This window comes from Streptomyces sp. CLCI03, assembly GCF_053615355.1.
Genome location: NZ_CM132132.1, coordinates 19,896 through 39,144, shown reverse-complemented (window position 1 = coordinate 39,144; position 19,249 = coordinate 19,896). Strand labels below are relative to the sequence as shown.

General features: G+C 68.7%; 16 protein-coding genes and 6 pseudogenes. 10 read left to right on the top strand and 12 right to left on the bottom strand.

Annotated elements, in window-relative coordinates:
• Positions 1-250 precede the first annotated feature (250 nt).
• On the top strand, positions 251-928 hold the full coding sequence (locus ACWG52_RS00230; RefSeq protein ID WP_453127395.1) for a hypothetical protein: 678 nt from the start codon (positions 251-253) through the stop codon (positions 926-928).
• A gap of 15 nt (positions 929-943) precedes the next feature.
• Here the strand turns inward: ACWG52_RS00230 and ACWG52_RS00225 are convergent.
• The 3 genes and pseudogenes from ACWG52_RS00225 to ACWG52_RS00215 all read right to left on the bottom strand — a co-directional run.
• Positions 944-1,164 (bottom strand): annotated as a pseudogene (locus ACWG52_RS00225) (transposase); the annotation flags it as partial.
• A gap of 74 nt (positions 1,165-1,238) precedes the next feature.
• Positions 1,239-2,416, bottom strand: a pseudogene (locus ACWG52_RS00220) (IS701 family transposase).
• A 145-nt stretch (positions 2,417-2,561) separates the two neighbouring features.
• The gene (locus ACWG52_RS00215; protein ID WP_390139172.1) at positions 2,562-3,350 is read right to left on the bottom strand and encodes a class I SAM-dependent methyltransferase; all 789 of its coding nucleotides are present in this window, start codon (positions 3,348-3,350) and stop codon (positions 2,562-2,564) included.
• A gap of 149 nt (positions 3,351-3,499) precedes the next feature.
• On the opposite strand from ACWG52_RS00215, the pseudogene ACWG52_RS00210 reads away from it, so the two are divergent.
• Positions 3,500-3,649, top strand: a pseudogene (locus tag ACWG52_RS00210) (IS701 family transposase); the annotation flags it as partial.
• A 24-nt stretch (positions 3,650-3,673) separates the two neighbouring features.
• Here the strand turns inward: ACWG52_RS00210 and ACWG52_RS00205 are convergent.
• Entirely contained in the window at positions 3,674-4,177 is a 504-nt protein-coding gene (locus ACWG52_RS00205) for a GNAT family N-acetyltransferase (RefSeq protein ID WP_389803171.1), read from the bottom strand.
• Positions 4,178-4,360: 183 nt separating this feature from the next.
• On the opposite strand from ACWG52_RS00205, the pseudogene ACWG52_RS00200 reads away from it, so the two are divergent.
• Positions 4,361-4,711 (top strand): annotated as a pseudogene (locus tag ACWG52_RS00200) (hypothetical protein); the annotation flags it as partial.
• Between the two features lie 738 nt (positions 4,712-5,449).
• Here the strand turns inward: ACWG52_RS00200 and ACWG52_RS00195 are convergent.
• Positions 5,450-6,175, bottom strand: coding sequence for a peptidylprolyl isomerase (locus ACWG52_RS00195; protein WP_389803176.1), 726 nt, complete (start codon positions 6,173-6,175; stop codon positions 5,450-5,452).
• Positions 6,176-6,765: 590 nt separating this feature from the next.
• Entirely contained in the window at positions 6,766-7,230 is a 465-nt protein-coding gene (gene soxR, locus ACWG52_RS00190; RefSeq protein WP_389803179.1) for a redox-sensitive transcriptional activator SoxR, read from the bottom strand.
• A gap of 115 nt (positions 7,231-7,345) precedes the next feature.
• Between soxR and fdxA the strand changes: the two genes are divergently transcribed.
• The gene (gene fdxA, locus ACWG52_RS00185; RefSeq protein ID WP_266360539.1) at positions 7,346-7,669 is read left to right on the top strand and encodes a ferredoxin; all 324 of its coding nucleotides are present in this window, start codon (positions 7,346-7,348) and stop codon (positions 7,667-7,669) included.
• A 400-nt stretch (positions 7,670-8,069) separates the two neighbouring features.
• On the opposite strand, the gene ACWG52_RS00180 is transcribed toward fdxA, so the two are convergent.
• On the bottom strand, positions 8,070-8,474 hold the full coding sequence (locus ACWG52_RS00180; RefSeq protein ID WP_386020392.1) for a response regulator: 405 nt from the start codon (positions 8,472-8,474) through the stop codon (positions 8,070-8,072).
• 243 nt (positions 8,475-8,717) lie between these two features.
• On the opposite strand from ACWG52_RS00180, the gene ACWG52_RS00175 reads away from it, so the two are divergent.
• The 3 genes from ACWG52_RS00175 (at position 8,718) to ACWG52_RS00165 (ending at position 11,095) form a co-directional block, all read left to right on the top strand.
• A complete protein-coding gene (locus tag ACWG52_RS00175; RefSeq protein ID WP_389803183.1) occupies positions 8,718-9,317 on the top strand; it encodes a TIGR03086 family metal-binding protein in 600 nt (199 codons plus the stop codon).
• Positions 9,318-10,134: 817 nt separating this feature from the next.
• Positions 10,135-10,539 (top strand): aggregation-promoting factor C-terminal-like domain-containing protein, encoded by a 405-nt coding sequence (locus ACWG52_RS00170; RefSeq protein WP_030715288.1) that lies wholly within the window; start codon positions 10,135-10,137, stop codon positions 10,537-10,539.
• A 205-nt stretch (positions 10,540-10,744) separates the two neighbouring features.
• The gene (locus ACWG52_RS00165; RefSeq protein WP_453127391.1) at positions 10,745-11,095 is read left to right on the top strand and encodes a DUF6233 domain-containing protein; all 351 of its coding nucleotides are present in this window, start codon (positions 10,745-10,747) and stop codon (positions 11,093-11,095) included.
• A 115-nt stretch (positions 11,096-11,210) separates the two neighbouring features.
• Here the strand turns inward: ACWG52_RS00165 and ACWG52_RS00160 are convergent.
• The 3 genes and pseudogenes from ACWG52_RS00160 to ACWG52_RS00150 form a co-directional block, all read right to left on the bottom strand.
• Positions 11,211-11,552: pseudogene (locus ACWG52_RS00160) on the bottom strand (site-specific integrase); the annotation flags it as partial.
• Between the two features lie 245 nt (positions 11,553-11,797).
• Positions 11,798-13,234 (bottom strand): fibronectin type III domain-containing protein, encoded by a 1,437-nt coding sequence (locus ACWG52_RS00155; RefSeq protein WP_453127390.1) that lies wholly within the window; start codon positions 13,232-13,234, stop codon positions 11,798-11,800.
• 551 nt (positions 13,235-13,785) lie between these two features.
• Positions 13,786-14,775 (bottom strand): helix-turn-helix transcriptional regulator, encoded by a 990-nt coding sequence (locus ACWG52_RS00150; protein WP_390139183.1) that lies wholly within the window; start codon positions 14,773-14,775, stop codon positions 13,786-13,788.
• Between the two features lie 94 nt (positions 14,776-14,869).
• On the opposite strand from ACWG52_RS00150, the gene ACWG52_RS00145 reads away from it, so the two are divergent.
• The 3 genes from ACWG52_RS00145 to ACWG52_RS00135 all read left to right on the top strand — a co-directional run bounded on the left by ACWG52_RS00145 (position 14,870) and on the right by ACWG52_RS00135 (position 17,300).
• On the top strand, positions 14,870-15,268 hold the full coding sequence (locus ACWG52_RS00145; protein WP_390169324.1) for a VOC family protein: 399 nt from the start codon (positions 14,870-14,872) through the stop codon (positions 15,266-15,268).
• A 222-nt stretch (positions 15,269-15,490) separates the two neighbouring features.
• Positions 15,491-16,321 carry a hypothetical protein gene (locus ACWG52_RS00140; protein WP_390139185.1) on the top strand — a complete coding sequence of 277 codons (831 nt, stop codon included), beginning with the start codon at positions 15,491-15,493 and terminating at the stop codon, positions 16,319-16,321.
• Positions 16,322-16,775: 454 nt separating this feature from the next.
• Positions 16,776-17,300 carry a hypothetical protein gene (locus ACWG52_RS00135; protein ID WP_453127388.1) on the top strand — a complete coding sequence of 175 codons (525 nt, stop codon included), beginning with the start codon at positions 16,776-16,778 and terminating at the stop codon, positions 17,298-17,300.
• A 3-nt stretch (positions 17,301-17,303) separates the two neighbouring features.
• On the opposite strand, the pseudogene ACWG52_RS00130 reads toward ACWG52_RS00135, so the two are convergent.
• Both ACWG52_RS00130 and ACWG52_RS00125 read right to left on the bottom strand, forming a co-directional pair.
• Positions 17,304-17,915 (bottom strand): annotated as a pseudogene (locus ACWG52_RS00130) (transposase); the annotation flags it as partial.
• Between the two features lie 156 nt (positions 17,916-18,071).
• A complete protein-coding gene (locus tag ACWG52_RS00125) occupies positions 18,072-18,845 on the bottom strand; it encodes a HEAT repeat domain-containing protein (RefSeq protein ID WP_390169326.1) in 774 nt (257 codons plus the stop codon).
• Positions 18,846-19,249 lie beyond the last annotated feature (404 nt).

Here is a 19,249-nt window from a genome sequence, read left to right as displayed (position 1 = left end):
GCGAAGGCCCACTGCAAGGAAACGCGGTGACAGGCCGGACCTCGGAGAAGGCGAGCGTCTCTTACCGGTCGTTGCAGAATGAGGTTCGGCGCTTGCCCAGGTTGTCGGGCAGCGGGCGAGGGCGCGTGGCCTCCGGTGCGCCCCCGCCCCGAGGCACCCAGCATGCCAGGGAAGATCGCCTCGACCGATGATCTGACGGCCGTCCAGGCAACTACGCACCCGATCGGCCACCGATCGCTACTCTTGGTACATGCTTGGGATCCGGAGCCTCAACGACATCGTTCATCGGCTCGAACAGGTCACGTTGTCCCCCTGGGGTCCCGACGGTGTCCGCTACGTCTGTGTCCTGTTATGGGACTACCAGGGCTACCGTCAGCTGAACAACCAGATCGACACGGCCTCATGGCTGCGATGGACCAATTCCAGCGGTCAGTTCTGGGACCTCTTCCTTGCCGGCTGCACTTACGGCGACCATAGAGATGATCAGGACAGTATATTGCCGTCTCGGGACAAGCCCTTGCCGCTTGGTCTCGAAGTGCAAGCCCAAGCCGCGCAACCCTCGGGATGGACGTACTGCTGGACCCAAGCGGCGTCAGACCGGATCGCTGATGAGATGGCCAGGAAGGCGCACGAAGTCGGCGCCCCACGGTGGGAATTTACCGGCCCCCTCGAACTGGTCGCTGTCGGTGCTCGACGTGACGCATCCCAGGTAGTCATCGATTGGGCCAGCCTTCGCTCCGCGAAGCTGTCTGCTGATGCCCTCGCCAAGGCCGTCAGTGATTACACGGAAGCACACGTCAGCTTGGACGGAGACCTCGTTCCTGGCACATTTCCGACACCAGGGAGCTTTCATGACAACCTGCTACCGGAACTCAAACGAGACCTTTTCAGAAGCCTCGGACTGCTGAGGTTCCTCCTTCCTCGTTGATTGGCTCTGGCGGAATTACCGATCCTTTCGGAATGACTTTCGAAGGCGCCGGAGGCAGATGATGCGCAAGCGAGGTCGAGTAGTCCCTGGTGGAGATCAGCCCGTCGCTCGTAGCGGATGCGAAGGCGCTTGAACTGGTGAAGCCAGGCGAAGGTACGCTCGACGCCCCAGCGCACCTTGCCGAGCCCGGAATTGTGGGGTACGCCGCGTCGGGCGATCTTCGGCTCGATACCGCGCCCCCATAGCAGGCCAGTTATGCAGGCGCCGTCCTTACGAGGCTGCTCACTACTCCAGCCGTAGATCGTGATCTTCATGGCTGGGCGGCTGCTTGCCGTCGGTAGTGGCAGTCGCGGGCGCGGGCCTGGTGTCGGCGTCGCCGGCGGAGTCGGTGCGCGAGGTCGTGGGCCCGGCTGGTCAGGGTGGTAAACAGGCGTTGGATCTCGTTGCAGGTCAAGGGGATCAGGTCGTCGGGGGCGGGGTGGTCGCGGCGTTCGGCGGCTGCGGTGACGGCGAGGAAGGCGTGGGCGAGCATCGCGAGGGCCTGGAAGGTCTCCTCCACCGTCCAGCGCCGTCCGGCCACCCGCACCAGGTCGGACAGCGGGACGGAGTGAGGTGAGAAGCAGCGGTAGAAGGCGAGTTCGCCGCTTCTCCGGTTGCGGCGGACCAGCAGTCACCAGTGCCCGGGCCGGTCGGCGGGGCCGTGGATGTCGGCCTGGGCCCAGTCGTAGTACCGCTCGCCCTTGGCGCCCGCTCCGGCCGAGCGCCGCTGCCAGGCCCGTTTCGGGATCTTCGCCACGATGGCCTTGGCCGGGAACTACCTGCCACCGTGGTGACTTGGTGGGTGCTGGAGACTGCCAGGACGTAGCCGGTCCGGCGGTCCTCCAGCGCGGCCCGCAGGTGCGGGTTGTCGCCGTAGACCTCGTCGCCGGCGACCCAGCGGGCGGGCGTTCCCGCATCCAGGGCCCGGGTGATCATCCGAGCCGCCAGTACCGGCTTGGTCGTGAAGGTGAGGTCTTCGGGGATGCCGGCGGTCCGGCAGCGGTCGAGGTCGTCGGTCCACGAGCGCGGGATGTACAGGGCCCGGTCGATCGCGGCATGCCCGCAGGCGGCGGAGTAGACGAGGTAGACGGCGACCTGGGAGTTCTCGATCCGGCCCGCCGTGCCGGTGTACTGGCGCTGGACGCCGACCGTGGCGGTGCCCTTCTTCAGGTCGCCGGTCTCGTCGACCACCAGCACGGCTTCGTCATCGGCCAGGTGCTCGACCACGTAGGCGCGTACGTCGTCGCGGACCGCGTCGGCGTCCCACTTCGCGCGGTGCAGCAGGTGCTGCATGCCGTCCGGGGTGGAGTCGCCCGCGTGCTCGGCCAGCGTCCAGCAGTTGTTCCTTGGCAGGTCCGCCAGCAGGCCCAGCACCAACGCCGTTGCGTGGCGGCGTGGTTCGACCCGCGCGAACCGGCCCGCGATACGGCCCGTCAGCTGGTCGAACATCGACCGCCACCGGGCAGGCACTACGCGGTGACCTGCGGCCACCGCCTGATCTTCGTTCGTCGACACAACTCACGATGATCAACGGTGGCCGCAGTCGTCTCCGCACCGGCCCCGACCAGCAAGATCACGACCTATGGCTGGAGTACTAGTCGGCCTGCAGGACGAAGAACAGGAAGCACAGGAAGCGCGGCTTGGCCGCGATGGCCTCGGGGAACATCTCACGGGCGGCGGGATCGGGCTCCGGCTCGCTGATGACCGTAATCCGGAATCCGGCCCCGATGAAAGCCTCGATCATCGCGTGCAGCGGCCTGTTCCACCTGCTCACCAGGGCGGTATGGCCGCCAATGGTCCACTCCACGGTCCATTTGGTGGTGTCGAAGTAGTTGTGCTCGGCCTCGCGACCGGCCTCGCGGTGTATGAGGTTGATGGCAAAGGGATGGTCGACAGATGCGATCAGCCGACCGCCGGGCCTGAGTACGCGTCGCAGCTCGGCCAGCGCCGGCCCCCAGTCCTCCAGATAGTGCAGCACCAGGGACGCCGTTACATCGTCGAATGTGTCATCAGCATAAGGAAGCGGGCTGCCCAGGTCCGCCACCTGCAGGTCCGCACCGTCGCCGAGCCGCCGCCGAGCCAGCTCCAGCATCCCGGCACTCGTGTCGAAGCCACTCACAACGGCGCCACGGTCGCGCAGCGCGGCAAACAGGGCCCCCGAGCCGCAGCCGGCGTCGAGAATCCGTCGGCCGGCCACGTCTCCAGCGAGGGCCAGCATCGCGGGCCGCTCGTAGTAGGCATTGACCAGGTTGGTTTCGTTTGCGGCCGCGTACGCCTCGGCGAAGCTGTTGTAGTCGTTGGTCTTCGACGGTTCCGCACTCGCTGCGGACGGCGAGACCAGTTTGGTGGAGATCGCGTGCTCTTGGCGCTCACTTGAGATCATGGTGCGGGAGACGTGTGCTGCACGAGTTCAGTTCCGGGCCGCTCCCGACGGCCCTCACATCCTTCGAGATCCAACGAGCCGTTCGTTCCCGAGTTCGTCCAGCACCGCCCGGTGCAGCCGACGCCACAGGCCGGCCTCGGTCCTTACCGACCTGCACCGAGATCCAACGCCTGTTCACCACCCTGACCAGCCGGGCCCACGACCTCGCGCACCGACTCCGCTGGTCACGCTGGCGACGCCGACACCAGGCCCGCGCCCGCGACTGCCACTACCGACGGCAAGCAGCCGCCCAGCCATGAAGATCACGATCTACGGCTGGAATATTACGCGTCGGGGTGCTCCGGCAGGGCGAGCCAGTCCGACCAGGAGATCTCACGGCCGAGGAAGCGCGGCTGCTCGAACGGCCAGTCGTCGGCTATCCACCGCGGCACCAGCTCGTCCAGGGCCTGCTCGACCTCGCTGTCCACCAGCTCGTCCACCACCCACCAGGAGATCTCGCCGTCCGCGCCAGCCCTCTCCGGCGGGTCGATGTAGACGCAGCCGAGCAGAGCTGTCTCCGCCGCATCGAACAGGGCGTAGTTGAAAGACTGGTGTGCGGCGATCTCCTTCTCGTGCCGCAACAGGTCGGCTTGGTCGGCCTCGTAGGTCATGGTGGCCGCCGGCCAGCCCCAGGCCGGGCCGAATATGGTCCACAGCCGCTCGCGCGAACCCATCACGGCCGGATAGTCGAGCGCGGTGTCCGCCTCCCGGATCGGCCGCAGGTGATGACCACTGCCCGGCAGCGGTACCAGGACGGGATGGACGAAGTCTTCGGGGAGCCAGCTCATAGCGCCCGACCGTAGCAGCGCGCGGCCGTCCGCTCCCCTGGATTTTCCCCGTATACCGCCAGGCCCGGCTCTCATGCCGGGCAGTGCCCGCGATCACCCGATCGAGACTCCCGATCGATCGGCAGACTCCATGACCGGTATGGCAACGGCTCCTTGGACGGTGTCCTGATTCGCGATCGATCGTTGCTTCGGCACGGACATCGTCGAGCGGCCGGTGACGGACGGCCTGGAGGCGCGATCTTTCAAAACGTGGCGCCGGAGTCGTCGGTACGCGCTCAAGGAGGAGGCCGGCGGCGGAGCGATGACCGCGCGCCCATGGCCGCGATCATCTTCATGGCGAACTCGGGCCGTACTTGACGGCAGTTACCGCCGGTGCCTCCTGCATGAGGGTGCACCGGCGCTTCACGGACCGGTCAACGGCGTAGGTGTCCACACTCGGGCGCTGACCTTCATGACAGTCAGGCGCTGATCCCACTGATGCGCGGCATCCCGCCGATCCGCTTCCGCTGTGGACCCCTGCGCCGTTGTGCTGGCGGGGATGCTGTCACCGTTGCCGCCGCCGAGCCCCAAGTCCCCGAGCCCGCGCCGGCCCCAGCACCGGTCGCTGCGCCCGCCCCAGAGGCGACCACCCGTGGCCGCGGCCGGCGCCGCGAGGGTTGCGCTGGCTGAACGGATGGGCGGTGCCGGTGACAAGTGGGCCGCGCTCGCCGCCGGGCTCCCGCTCCGGGGCCCGCTCAGGCCGCCCCGCCCGCACCCGGCGCTCCTGCTGCTGCGCCGGGCGCGGGACAGACACCGTCTATCCGTGGTCTGTGCCCGCGAGCACGAACGCGCAGCGCTCCTGGGGCCCCTGACCGAGGGCCAGGACGTCCCCCGCGACAGTGACCTCGACCTCGGCGACCGGGCCCGCGCCCTGGACCGGTTGAGGTGCACCCTGCCGGAGCGGGACGCGGGTCTGTCGGTCGGCCCAGGTCTGCGGTTCGTGCCGGCGGCCCGCATGCAGAACATCCGAGAGAGGAACAGGACACAGCATCGCCCGGTACCTGAACCGCCCGACGGCCGACGCTCTTTGGAAGCGGGCCACAGGCACGGCGTGGAGGGTCGCCTCGTGGACGCGACCTTCCACGCCCTGCCACACCGCTGACCGCACGGCCCACGCCCACGTCCTGGTTGCGGGTCTCCGGCGGCGGCCCGCTCCGGCTCGACCACCAACCCATCTGGCCCCCGGACAGAGGTCATCGCAGGGGTCGCGGCGTCGGTGCGGGCCGTGGGGTGTCAATGCCGGCAGGACGGCCGGACGCGGAGCAGTTCGGTCCGTAGTACGGGTGTGCCGTCGACCGGTGCCGGGTCCTCGGCGGTCGGCTCGATTCCTCCGGCGGCGGTTTTGTCGAGTGTGGCCAGGCCCTCGGGGCCGACCGTGCCGAACACCGTGTAGTTCGGGCGTAGTGCGGAGTCGCCGTAGACGACGAAGAACTGCGAGCCGTTCGTGTCCGGACCGGCGTTGGCCATCGCCAGCAGGCCTCGCCCGTACAGGCGGCGCGCCCCGGTCGGATCGGTCGGCGCGGGTGGCAGATCCACCGGCAGTTCGTCCTTGTACTTGTACCCGGGCCCTCCCTCACCGGTACCGGTCGGGTCGCCACATTGCAGGACCTTCAACGTCGGATACGCCGTCAGACGGTGGCACACCGTCCGGTCGTAGAACCCATGCCGCGCCAGATGCAGGAAACTCTGGACCGTGCACGGCGCCTTGGCCCGGTCCAGACGCAGCGGGAGCGGACCCTGGCTGGTCGGAACAGCCATGTCAACCGTGCCACGGCTGGGGGTGCGCCGCGGGTCGGGCGGCAGCGGAACATGACGCGCGGGCGGTTCGTCCGGGGTCTGTGTGTATTGGCAAGGGCCGTGCGTGGTGCGCGGCGGAGCGCCGTCGGAAGCGGTGGCGGCGCTTCCTCCGGACACGACTAACACCACGGCCGCGAATGCGCTGATCAGTGCTCGGTTCATCTTGTGCGCCCTCCTGATGATCGCCAGGTTTTGGAGCGGTCGCAGTCTAGGGCGTGCTGTGGTCGGCGGGAATGGTCCAAAGTACGCGGCCGGCGTGGGGCGTTGGTCCAGGACCGCGGCGGGTCGGATGTGGTGGCGGTCGCCAGGCAGTTCCTCCGGCCGCGGAGCCCTGGCGATGGCCTCGTCCGTGCCGACGTACAAGGGGTCGGGGTGGATTGTGGTCCTGGTCCCGTCCGGCTTGTGCACGCGGAAGTCTTCCCTGGTCTGGGCGGGAACCGCCCTGGCCGGCTCCTACGGTGACCACGGCCGTCGAGCGAGACCTCGACACCGTGCCGATACTGAGCGCGGCTGCTGATGCCGGAGCCAGATCGTTCCTTGTCGAGCAGCACCACGAGGGGCGTTGACGACGCAGGCCATGACGGGCTGCGGCCGGATGGCCGGATGGCCGCGTGGCTGGAAGGTGACGGTACGGCCGTGTGCGGCCGTGTCCAGGGGCGCCGCCCCGGAGAGCCGCTACGCCGGCCCTTTCCACCAGCGAGTTCGAGGGTGGCGAGGCTTCGTTCTCGAGCGTCGAGACCGTGCGCCGCCCCTCACAGTCTTCGGGGTCCGACTCCGTCCTCGGCGAGCGCGTCGCCCGGGTTCAGCAGAGCGCAGGCCTTCATCGAGAGGCATCCACAGCCGATGCAGCCGGTGAGCTCGGCCTCCAGGCGCTCGATGGTCTGCCGACGCTCCTCCAGTCGACGCTTCCAGCCGCGCGAGGCGAGCTGCCACTCCTGGTGACTCGGAGGGCGGTCGAGCGGCACATCGGCGAACGCCTCCCGGAGGTCCTGCAACGGGACGCCGATCCGTTTCGCCACCGAGATCAATGCGATACGGCGCAGCATGTGCCGCGGGTAGCGGCGCTGATTGCGGTTGTCGCGTTCGGACGCGATCAGACCGAGCTCTTCGTAGAACCGAAGTGCAGAGACAGCCGCTCCGGTCCGCGCGCTCACCTCACCGATGCTCAGCCAGTCGTCCGGCGTGGCCCGTTCGGCTCCGGAACGGTCGCTGCTCATACAGGGTGCCTCCTCTTGACCTCAAGTCTACTTGAGCCCCTACGGTCAGCCGCGTTGAGCCGGAACGGCGAGCAGGAACGGCGAGCAGGAACGATCGGGAGAGGACGGCAGTTCGATGACGTTTGTGATCGCTTTGCCCTGTGTGGACGTCAAGGACAAGGCATGCATCGATGAGTGCCCTGTGGACTGCATCTACGAGGGTGAGCGGATGCTCTACATCCACCCGGACGAGTGCATCGACTGCGGCGGATGCGAGCCGGTGTGCCCCGTTGAAGCGATCCTCTTCGAAGACGACACCCCGCAGGAATGGCAGCACTTCAATACCGTGAACGCCGAGTTCTTCTCCGACCTCGGTTCCCCCGGCAGCAGCGCCAAGCTCGGTCCGATCGGCAGGGACCATCCGATCGTGGCGGCGCTGCCGCCTCAAGAGGCCGATTGAGTCCGAGAGCTGTCACTTCAGCGACTCCGACCGGCACGTTCGAAGATGGCGAGGTTTCCTTGAACAGCCCGGCCGAAGTGTTGCCGGTCAGAACTGACCTGGCGGTTTATCGGGTGGCGTGACTGCCGCTTCGGGCTGGTCATGTTCCAGGATCTGGGCTTCGAGCCGGGAGATTCGCCGATCCGGGAAGCGTGTGCGGCGGCTCGTCCGCCGTGCGGTGGTGCGTCAAGGTGCCATTCGCGGCAGGGGTGTGCCGGGCGTTGGCTGACGGCGCACATCGGGCCGGCTGCCGCCTGCCGACCGTCCGCCCCCGCTCCAGGCCCTCTCCCACTCCTTGTTCCGGTTCTTGTTCCGGCGGGGGTGGGGTGTGTTCGGTGGGGTCGTGGTGGTGGGGTTGGGTTCAGGGTGTTTGGTCGGGGTCGCAGGTGGCGCGGCGTAGTCCGATGGTGCGGAGGGCTCGCATGAGGCCTTCTTCGTCGCCGGCGCGGACGTGGTGGACGGCTCCGTCCGTGGTGATGCCGGCGAGGTCGTCGGGGGGTGTGTCGGCTCTGGTGCGGAGTACGACTCCGCTGGGTGGGTCCAGGGCTCGTACTCCTTGGAAGACGTCGAGTGCGGTCGGGTCCTCGCGCAGGTTTCCGGGGAGTGTGAGGACGGTGATGTCGGGGAGCAGGACGCGGGCGTGGGCCAGGGCGATGTCGGGTGTGTGGGCGTGGGAGATGACCCGGAAGTGGGGGTTGCGTTGGATCCGCGACCGCAGCAGTTCCAGTTCCGCGCCTTCCGGTACGCCGACCAGCAGGACTGTCATCACAGTTCCTCATCCTCCATCGTCGTGGTGAGTGCGTCGAGCGGGGCGTGGCGCCGGCTCCGGTCCGGTGGAGCGGATCCTCACTCCGGGGTGCGGTCGTGGTGGGTGCACGGTCCGTCGCAGTCCGGCGTCGTGCCGCGCCTGTGTGTGGGCTGTGTCGTGTGCGGGCGGGGTCGTGTCGTCTCGGGGCGGGGTCGTGGTGTCGGTCTACGCTGCAGGTCCACGGTGCGGGAGGTGCGGGTCATGGCCGGTGCGGGTTTGTTGGATCTGGGCCCGCAGGCGCGGGTGGTGGCGGGCCTTGTGGCCGGTGTCCCGGACGCGCGGCTCGCCGATCGGACTCCTTGTCCGGCTTATACGGTCGGTGATCTGTTGGGTCACGTCGCGGGTTTGTGCGTCGCCTTCCGCGACGCGGCTCGTAAGGACCTGGGCGCGACGACGGACACGGATCCCGGTGGGGTGGTGCCGGTTCTGCCCGCTGGTTGGCGGGAGGTGTTGCCGGGGGTGCTGGACGAGTTGGCGGGGGCGTGGCGGGATCCGGCCGCCTGGACGGGTGCGACCCGTGCGGGTGGGGTGGATCTGCCCGGCGCGGTCGCCGGTGTCGTGGTCGTGGACGAGTTGGTGGTGCACGGGTGGGATCTGGCCCGGGCCACCGGTCAGGGCTATGCGCCTGATGCGGCGGCGTTGCGGGCCTCGTACGCCTTCCTGGCGGAGGCCGCGGCGGAGGGGGATCGTGGTGGGGGCATCTTCGGTCCCGTCGTGCCCGTGGCGGACAGCGCCTCGCTGTTGGACCGGGCGGTGGGTCTGAGCGGGCGTGATCCGCTCTGGACGCCGCAGGCCCCGTGACAGGGAGTGGCCGGGCTCCATGAGGTCCGGTACTGCCTCGGCGGCGTGGAGGCCGGCCGCTCCGGGCGTCCCGTCGGCCGGGCGTGCGCCCAGGTTCCCGGATGCGGTGCCCGGCATGTTTCCGGGCCCTGGCGGTGGTCCCGGCTCGGTTCCTCGGCTGTGCCCACGGCTCACGTGATCCCATCCCGGTTGCGCGGCTCCCGGCCTCGTTCCCGATCCCTGGATGCGGCGCCCGGCCCCGGTTTCCAGGTCCCTGCTGGTGGTCTCGACCCGGTTCTCCGGCCCTTCCGCCGTTCCCCGCACCCTCGCTCCGATTCCCCGGCTCCCGGTTGCGGCACTCGGCCTCCGCCTCGGGTCCGGCCCGGTGCCGGTTCCGCGGGCTCCGTCCTCGGTTGGATGCGGTGGTCGACCACTGTTCCCCGGCGCTTGGTCCGGTGTGGGGTGGTTTCGGTGGGGTACCGGTTGGTGGCGGTGGGTGAGGTTGGGGTGGGTGTGGGGTGAGGCGTCCCATAGGGCGTGGGTCACATACGAGGGTGGTTAGTGGTGATGGTGGGGTGGTGTGGGGGTGGATTGGTGTGGTTTTGACCTGCAGGGTTCGGGGTCGGGTGGGGGAGGGGTGCCCGGCAGCGGACTGCGAGGGTTGTTAGTAGGTGGCGCCGTTGCCGGGAGGGGCGGGGGGTCTGTAGTACTGGATGTGTCGCCAGGCGGTCCGGGTGTTTCACCCGCCGCCGACGAACCCCTCTCCACCGTGTGAGTGGCTCACGCACGTCCTGGACGTGTCTGCGACCGCCCCTGTTCCCTGTGGAAGGTTTTTTCCGTGTCCAACACCGTCATCCGCCGCATCGCCGCTTCCAAGAAGGCCCTCGCGGGCACCGTCGTCGCCCTCGGTGTCGCCGGCTCCATGCTCGCCACGGTTCCCGCCCAGGCGGCCCCGACGAGCGCCAAGGCGATCGCGCAGCAGATGATCAAGGACCCGGCCCAGTTCGCCGCCTTCGACAAGATCATCTCGCACGAGAGCGGCTGGAACCACACCGCGACGAACCCGTCCTCCGGCGCGTACGGCCTGGCCCAGGCCCTCCCGGCCTCGAAGATGGCCTCCGCCGGCGCGGACTGGAAGACCAACCCCGCCACCCAGATCAAGTGGGGCCTGGACTACATGAACGACCGCTACGGCAGCCCCGTCGGCGCCTGGAACTTCTGGTCCGCCAACCACTGGTACTGAGCAGCCGACCAGCCCCCCACGCATACGCACGCCCGCCCGGCCCGGATATCCGGGCCGGGCGTTCTTGCGTCTCCGGGCCCCTGGTGGGTGGGATCGGGACTGCACGGACGACCGCTGCGCCCGGTGTGTCGGTGGCTGGGACTTCCGCTCTTCGGTGCGTGATCCGCACGCTCTCTTGCCACCGGATCTGGCCCGGCGCGAGGTGATGCAGCAGCTCCACGTGTTCCTCGTCGAAGTCCGCACGCTGATCGCCGAGGCCCGCCGCGACCAGCGCTTGGCCGAAACCGAGCACCGGCCCGTGCCCGAGGTCGAGCGGCGGATCCAGTACGGCATCGGCGCGGAACGCCGGACCGTGATGGTGCACACCGGGAACTGCTCCATGGGCATGGCGCGCTCCCGCCCTGCCTCCCGCGAGCAGGCCGCCCAAGCGCTCACCCAAGGGGTGGAGGCGTGGGCGATTGCCGGGCCGCCTCGGGGCCGGGGATGCAGGAACCCTGAGCCGGCCGAGCAGAACCGGCTCGCCGCCATCGAACGCGAACGAGACGACGCAGCCTGACGCATGCCGACACTGCAGGCCGCCGCAGGCTCACGTTCACCTGGGCGGACGCTGCCTACGTGCGGCGGCCCAGCCGGCATTGCGAACCGTCGACGTACAGGTACGCCTCCCGCTAGCGGGGGCCCGACCCGCGGGCGCCCTTGCCGTTGACCGTGAACCGGCCCCACTGCCCGGCCTCCCAGTGCACGTCCGACAGCAACACCCCGCACAACTCCGCCGCCCGCACCCCTGAAATGTAGGCGATCTTGGTCATCACGTAGTCGCGGCATGCCACCAGGTACTTCAGCGCCGCAGCCAGGTTCTGCCGCCACCGCTTGAAGAACTCGCGCAGCGCCGCAGCTGACGGCGGAATCCACAGCCCGAAATCACCGCGGCGCTGGGGCCGGCTGAATGGATCGACCGGCGACTCCACCATCACCCCGAATCGCCGCCAGATCTCCGAAGCGAACCGTTGCTCCGTGCTCGGCCGGGTCGAGGACGACGTGCTGGTAGGACCGGTCGGCGCCGAGGGATCTGGCCCGTGTTGCCAGATGTCACGCTCAGTCACAAGCGGTAGTGCGGCCGGCCCCTCGGCGTCCGGTGCCGTGCAGGGCGGAGGGGAGGGGCGCCCGTGTACGGGAAGTACAGGGGCGCCCCGGTTACGCGGTCAGGTGCCGGTGCCGGACACCGCGGGCCCGGCCGTCACGACCATGAAGAGAAGGGCTAGCCGCTCGCGGGATGGGGCGCGACGACGCAGTTGGACTTCGCGGACTCCAGGGTCCCGTTGACGGCGGTGACGCAGAACTCATAGTTCCAGGTGCCGGGGAAGAGGTACGCGATGTCACGGTGCGTGGTATCGACGATGAACTCGTCGGCGGAGGACTGGCTTCCGTTGTTGATGTTGCGGACCCAGACGCGGTATCCGGCCGCCTGCGGGGAGCCCGACCAGGTGAGTTGCACCGTGGTGGCGTCGGTCGAGGTCACCTGGAGGCCGCCAGGCGCAGGTGGGCTACCCGCCCCGATGGTGACGGCACGCCCGGCGCCCGGCAGGCCGCCGCCCGCGGCGTTCCACGTCACGACGGACACGGCGTAGTGGTGACCGGGTGTAAGGCCGTCGATGTGGACGGACGTGCCGGTGACCGAGGTGCCGTCGATGAAGGCGCCCGGGGTGTCCTTGTCGTAGGTGATCACCTGGTAGCGGTCGATGGTGTCGGTGTACGGGCCGGTGGGTGCGCCCCACACGACATCGACGCCGGTCGCGGTGGCCGTGGTGACGATGCCCACGGGTGGTGGAGCGGTTTTGGGATGCGCGGTGGCCCTGACGGTCGGCGACCAGTCCGACTTCACCCTGCCGCCGTTGTCGGTGCGGACCTGGTACTCCCACTCCATTCCGTCCTCGGTCCAGGTGGTGTCGAAGCGGTTCATCGAGACGGGGAACTCGGTCCAAACGGTCACGCCGACCAGCCGGTAGCGGACTTGGTATCCGATGGCCCCGTAGACCGCGTCCCAGGTCACCTTGATGCCGGTGTCCTCCGAAGAGGCGACGACGTTGCCCGGCACGGGCGTCGGCCGGGCCGGCATGTTCTCCGGGATGGCCGGTACGGAGGTGCCCAGCTGGTAGCGGTCGTGCAGGGTCTTCTCGAAGGCACGGGCGGTGAGGCCGATCCATTCGGGGCGTTCCCAGGACGGCCAGCGGGTACGGGCGTTCTCGTCGACGGTGGCGGCCGTCTCGTCGGCGGTGGCGCCGCGCTTGCGTAGCCGCAGGGCCTCGTCGCGGACGTGGACGAGGTAGTGGCGGACGTCGTGGATGAGCGAGGCGTCGGTGACCTCGCCGTGGCCGGGAACGACGGTGTGCGGGGCGAGTTGGGCGAGCCGGTCGAGCGCGTCGATCCAGCCTTCGCCGTCCACATCGGTGTCGTGGGGCGGGAAGTATGGCGCGATCGGGAAGATGCGGGTCTCCAGCAGATCGCCGGCGAACAGCACCCGGCCGTCCACGAGGCCGATCTGGTCGGATCGGGTGTGCGCGGGACCGACCTCGCGCAGCAGCACGGTACGGCCGCCGAGGTCGATCTCGGCCTCGCCCTGGTAGATCAGATCGGGGTCGACCGGTTCGACTCCTTCGAGTTCGGCGGCGACCGCGGGGCTCAGCCCCTTGAACATGTCGAGGTAGCCGGCCCCCTGTGCCGAAGTTCGGACAAGAACTGGCGAGCCCTCGCCCGCCATCACGGACGACGCGAGAGCATGAGCGACACGATCCACGCCATCGCCAGCCTGCTCTCACACCAGCAGACCGCCACCCGAGGCGGCCGTCAGCAACAGTGACCACCAGGCCGACCGGCACCTTTGGACGCGTCACCGCCAACCATGCACGAGCTCGTTGGGCGATGCCGCCCCAGCGGTCCTGGAAGGCGGTTGCCCGGTCGTTCTCGGCAGCGGGGATTCCGTGCTCGATCCACACATCGCGGTGTCGCCGGATGTCGGGCTGGTGGACACGGAGGCCTCCACTGCGGCGAAACGGTGGGCCCGCTGGCTCAGGCCCGGGGGAGCGACCGGGACGGCGATACGTGGTCCCGTGGAGGACGGCAGCTCAGGGTGGCGGGCCCGGCAGTACGAGCAGGCAGACCCGAGATCGTCGGTCACAGCGACGGGGCCTGGTGACCGACTCCGGCGTTCACCTGGGGCGGGAGCCCCGTGCGTCACGTCGCGGGGCGTCAGGCTTGGCGGGCAGAGGTGGTGAGACGGTCGGCGAGGGCGATGACGAGGTCTCGGAGTTCGTCCGGTCGCTCGATGACGAACGGCCGGTCGAGCGAGGCGAGTACGGGCGGCAACCAGTCGAGCCGCTCTGCTCTCAATTCGACGTGGAGCCAACGCTCGGTGGGCGGATCTGTTCCTTCCGTGGGCGCGGGCTCCTCCACGCTCGCGACACTGGCGGGCAGTACGGTGCGGATCTGCTCAACCGTCCCATGGATCCGCAGGGTCACTTCGTGCCGATACGCGGCCTTGGCAAGCCCTGACAGGACGCGCTGTGCCGGATCGAGTCCAGCGGGTGGCTCGAACGAACCCGGAAGCGTCCTCGCGCCCGCGATGCGATCGAGCCGGAAAGTCCGGTCCTGGCCGATCTCGGGATCGGTGCCCGTGACGTACCACCGGCCCGTATGGGTGACGATCCCGTACGGGTGCAGCGTGCGTTCGCTTCGTCGGCCGTCTCGGGTGGTGTACCTGATCGAGATCGGGCGGTGATGCCGTACCGCATCGGCGATGGCGAGCAGCACCCCTGTCTCCGGGGTGGCCGACTCGCCGGGCGGAGCCGTGAAGGCGAGAGATTCCATGACGGCGTCGAGCCGACGGGCCAGACGCTCGGGCAGTGCCCGGCGGATCTTGGCCGCTGCCGTCTCGCCCGCGGTCTCGGTCGCTGTCAGCAACCCCGTCCTGCGGCCGGCGACGAGGCCGAGCAGCACGGCGAGTGCCTCGTCGTCGTTGAGCATGAGCGGAGGCAGGCGGTACCCGGGGGCGAGCCGGTACCCGCCGTAGCGGCCACGGACCGACTCAACGGGGATGTCGAGGTCGACCAGGTGGTCCACGTACCGCCGCACGGTGCGCCCGTCGACGCCGAGCCGGTCGGCGAGTTCGGCCACCGTTCTGATGCCGCCCGACTGAAGGAGTTCCAGGAGGGTGAGCACGCGGCTGGTAGGTCGGGCCATGACCACCAGCCTAGCGTTGATACCGGACCGATTCTGTCCACTATTTGCTCTAGCGTCCGAGGTGCAACGGCTTCACCAACCTGAGGAGAGCACCATGGACTTCGTCTCGATCCGGATCATCACCGGCGATGTCGCACGCCTCGTCGACTTCTACGAGCGGGCCACGGGAGTGCGGGCGAACTGGTCCACCGAGGATTTCGCCGAACTGCGGACCGCTGGCGCGACCCTGGCGATCGGCAGCACCCGCACCGTGGCACTGTTCGCGCCCGGCTCCGCCCGCCCGGCCGACAACAGCACTGTGATCATCGAATTCCTCGTCGCCGACGTGGACGGCGTGTACCGGAACCTGGCCGATTTCGTCGCCGACTTCGTGAGCGGGCCCACCACGATGCCCTGGGGCAACCGGTCGCTCCTGCTCCGTGACCCCGACGGCAACCTCGTCAACTTCTTCACCCCTGTCACGCCGGCGGCCATCGAGAGGTTCGCTCGCTGACGACAGCGCGGCCACCCGGGCTGAACGTTGACCGCCGCAGGTCAAGGGCAGATCCCCCCGGGCCAGGCCGGCGCTACGTGGCCAGCTGACGCGCTGTCGCCTACGGTTCCCGTCCTTGAGAAGGTACGGCTCGCTGCGGCCTTACGAACTCCTCTGCAAGGTCCTACCTTTGAGGACATGCCAACTCAGCAGCCCGGTCAGCCGGCGGAAGCTGTGGTACCCGTGACAGCGGGATGGCGGCTGCTGTTCGTGCCCAGCCGGGCCCGCGAGCTGGCTGCCGGGCTCGGCGCGAGCGTCATGGTCCCGCCGGTCATCGCAGCCCCACTTCTGCTGCCCGCCCTGGCGGTCGCCGCGATCACGGGGAGCTCACTCGTCTGGGGCGTTTTCTGGGTCCTACTGGCGCTCACGGTCGTCGCAGTGATCGTGCTCACCGTGGCCACGATGTACTTCACGGCCACCATGACGGTGCGGTGGGTCGAGCTCCGCCCCCTGGGATCTCCGGCCCAGGTCGTGATCGCCCGCTTTCTGCGTTCATCGACCATGGCGATGGCCGATCTGCAGCGAGTCGTCGTCATCGAGCGACTCAGTCTGGGGCAGCGACAGTCGATCAAGGTGGTGCTGCATACCCGCAGCGAGACGGTGGAGTGCGAACCGGCGACGTCCGCACCGCTCTCTCGGGTCGACGCACAGGCGCTGACCAGCTGGTTGACCGAGCAACTCGGCCGGGTCCACGTGGCGGTGGAGTGTCAGAGGGAAGTCAAGCGCGACTTCCTGCGTCCGGACGAGTGGTGGACCCAGTCCCACACCGCCGAGCTGTGGGGGGTATCCGTCGGCGAGGTCGACGGCATAGCCGCCCGGCGCGGCGTCGAAACCTACGGGTACACGCCCCGGGCCGCCGCGATGTACAGCCCTGGCACTTCGGTCACCGTCTACGACCCGGGCCGGGCCTACGAGGTCGCCGAGGAACTCCGCGCGGAACGAGCCTCAGGCCAGGCCGCTGACAGCACGGCAGCCCCCGGACCGTCCGAGGACGACGCAACGGATTCCCTCTGACTCGGTCGGGCCGGTCTTGACCTGGGTCGGAGACTGCACTCCATGAGCGGGCGGATGGCATCGCCTGCGTGGTGACGAAACCCGTCGGAGCCAACCCGAAATCCCCTCCGTGAGGCTGCAGCGGCTCGGCGACGGGGTCCGTACCGCCGTCGACGCGGCAACCACGCCGGCCGCACGGCTTGCGGATCTCCAGCTGATCAATGGTCACTGACCCCGTGTCCTCGGCACCGGTGTAGTGACCGCGCTCGTCATGGTGGGCGGGGTCGTACTTGGTGATCCGGTCGACGAACGGCGGCACGCTGCTCCCCGCGTGGCCTGACGGGGATCTCGGCGTCAACCTCACGCTCAGGGGCCAAGCAGCATGCTCAAGGGCCAACTGTCCCGCTCGGTCACAACAGGGGTGTGACTGATTCCCCATGATGGTTGTCAAGCAGCGGGACGTAGGCTGCGGCCCATGGAATCGTTGATCGCTGCCGTCCGTGAGCAGGAGGAAGCTGCCCGTTTTCTCGCTTGGCCGGGTGACTTCGACCTTGACCGAGGCGATCATGTCGAGGAAGTGCACCTCGCCTCGGGTGCCCTGCTTGAGGGGTTCGCCGGCGATGCTGCCGGCGGCACGTTCTTCTTCTGCGGTGAAGGCGGAGAGGAGCGTCCGATCCTCTACGCCGACTCCGAAGGAGGTGCGGCTCTGGTAGCCATCGGCCTGCACGAGCTGGTGCGGCTGCTGCTGGTCGTCCCGTGGTGGCAAGGCTGCCAGGCGTTCACGGACGAGGAGAGTCGCGAGCTCGAGGCTGAGTATCTGGAGGACATGCCGGACCTCGCGGCCAGGAGGGATCGTGCTGCCGCAGCCCTTGGCCTCGATCTTCCGGGTCAGACCGAGGTCCTGGCTCGGTTGAGGGAGGTGGCCACTCGACTGGGGGAAGACTTCGTTTTGATCTACACGCCGGAGGGACGCCCCTACGAGCCGCTCTTCACGGTCTGAGGCTCAGGCCGCGGCGAGACCCCGCTGGGGAGGCTCAGCCTCGAAGGTGCGCTGATCGCGTATGAGGGCCCACATGACGTCGAGGCGTCGCCGAGCGAGGGCGAGGATCGCCTGTTCATGACTCTTTCCCTCGGCCCGTTTGCGGTCGTAGAAGGTCTTCGAGGTCAGGCAGAAGCGGGCTGCGATCTGGGCGGACAGGTAGAAAACGCGCAGGAGGCGGTGGTAGCGGTGCGGCCGGCGCATGTTGCCGCTGATCCGGCCTGAGTCTCGTGGGACAGGTGCCAGACCAGCGACTCCGGCGAGTCTGCCCGCGGTCCCGAAGGCGTCCATGTCCCCGCCGGTGCAAGCGACGAACTCCGCGCCCAGCAACGGGCCCATGCCAGGCATGCTGAGGATCACCTCGGCATCCCGGTGCTCTCGGAAGCGTGCCGCGATCTTTGCATCCACGGCGGCGATCTCTTCGTCCAGAGCAAGGGCCGACCGGGCCGGCGTGTTCACCACGGCTGCTGCTGTGCTCTCCCCGGCCACGGCGGTGTGCTGGGCCTGGGCCGCGGCGACGGCTGCATCGGCCATGGCCTGGGCGCCACGGACTTTGCGGTTCTTGAGCCAGGTGTCGGCGTACAAGCCAACGTGCACAGGTGGGTACACCTGAACGTGCACCGCATTCGTGGCGTCGAGGGCCTTCGGTGGCCGCCTCTTCCTGGTCGGCTGCGGGGCAGCCGCGGGGCCGGGTGTGTGCTGCGAGGGGATCGGGCAGCTCACTGCGCGGGGTCAGAGTGAGCTGGTCGGCGGTCGAAGGGCCTGACGTGCGGCGTCGCAGACGTTGACGTCCTGATCCGTGGTGAGTCGTTCGAGTGCGGCACGTGCCTCGGAGGCCGGCCTTCGAGCCAGCGACCATGCGGCCTGGTACCGAACCTCGGGAGCGACGTCGTCAGCGCGGGCCACCAGAACGTCGGTGACCATATCGGCACGCTGCGAGTGGAGTGCTGCCACGGCTGCGCTCCTGACCTCAGGCGCAGCATCGTCCGTGCCGGCAATCAAAATGGCCAGGGCCCGTGAGGGGTTGCCCGTACCGAAGATGGTGCTGAGGGTGCTCATCACGTCAGCACGTACCTGCGGCTCCGGGTCAGAGGCTGCATCGGCGATCATCCCGAAGTACTTGGTCCCGCCGAAGTCGATGATGCTCAGGCCCCAGAGGCCGACCAGCCGTGTCCCTGGGTCGTCCGAAGCCACGCAGTCCAGGACCAGCCTGAGCGAGGTCTCGGGCCAGGCGTCAAAGAGGTCCATGACGTCGAGCTGCAATGTATCCCCGTCATCGTTACGATCCCTCACCAGTGCGCGCAGCAAGGCAGGTAGGGCCTCTTCGCCACAAGCACCTGCCAGGATGTGGGCCAATTGGTCGCGGGCAAAGGAATCGTCCGCGTCCACGTAACCAGCGAGTCGTAGCTCCAGCTCCGGCTGCAGGAACGCGGCTGCCGGTGTCCGCAGCTGTTCCACCAGGCGCTCAAACCGACGGCGCGCCCCGGGCCCGCGCTCGACATCCATGGCTAGCCGCGCATCCAACTCGCTCAACGCATGCCTCAGCGCAGCGCGCTCCGTCCCGTCCCCTGCCCTACCAGCCCCAGCCATGCTGCTCACCCTATGAAAGGTGTCACCGGCACCCTGACCCGGGAGCGACCGTCCGTCGGGTGGTCACGGCGGTGCGGGGTACAACGAACTGTGTACGTTCGGGCGTACCTGGCTGTGCAACCGAGCCCTGAAAAGGGATCTCGGCCGTCCAGCGTCAGAACCCGGGCGGAGCAAGCCGATAAGGGCTGCCCTCGGGAACGAACCAATGAGCGGTGTGCATCGTGAAGGTGCTGGTCACGGGTCTGGCGTGAGTTGTCTTCGGCGTACTCGTGCTGGTCGTGGGCGGCAGTCTGAGGTGTAGATCGTCTGGCAGGTGCGGG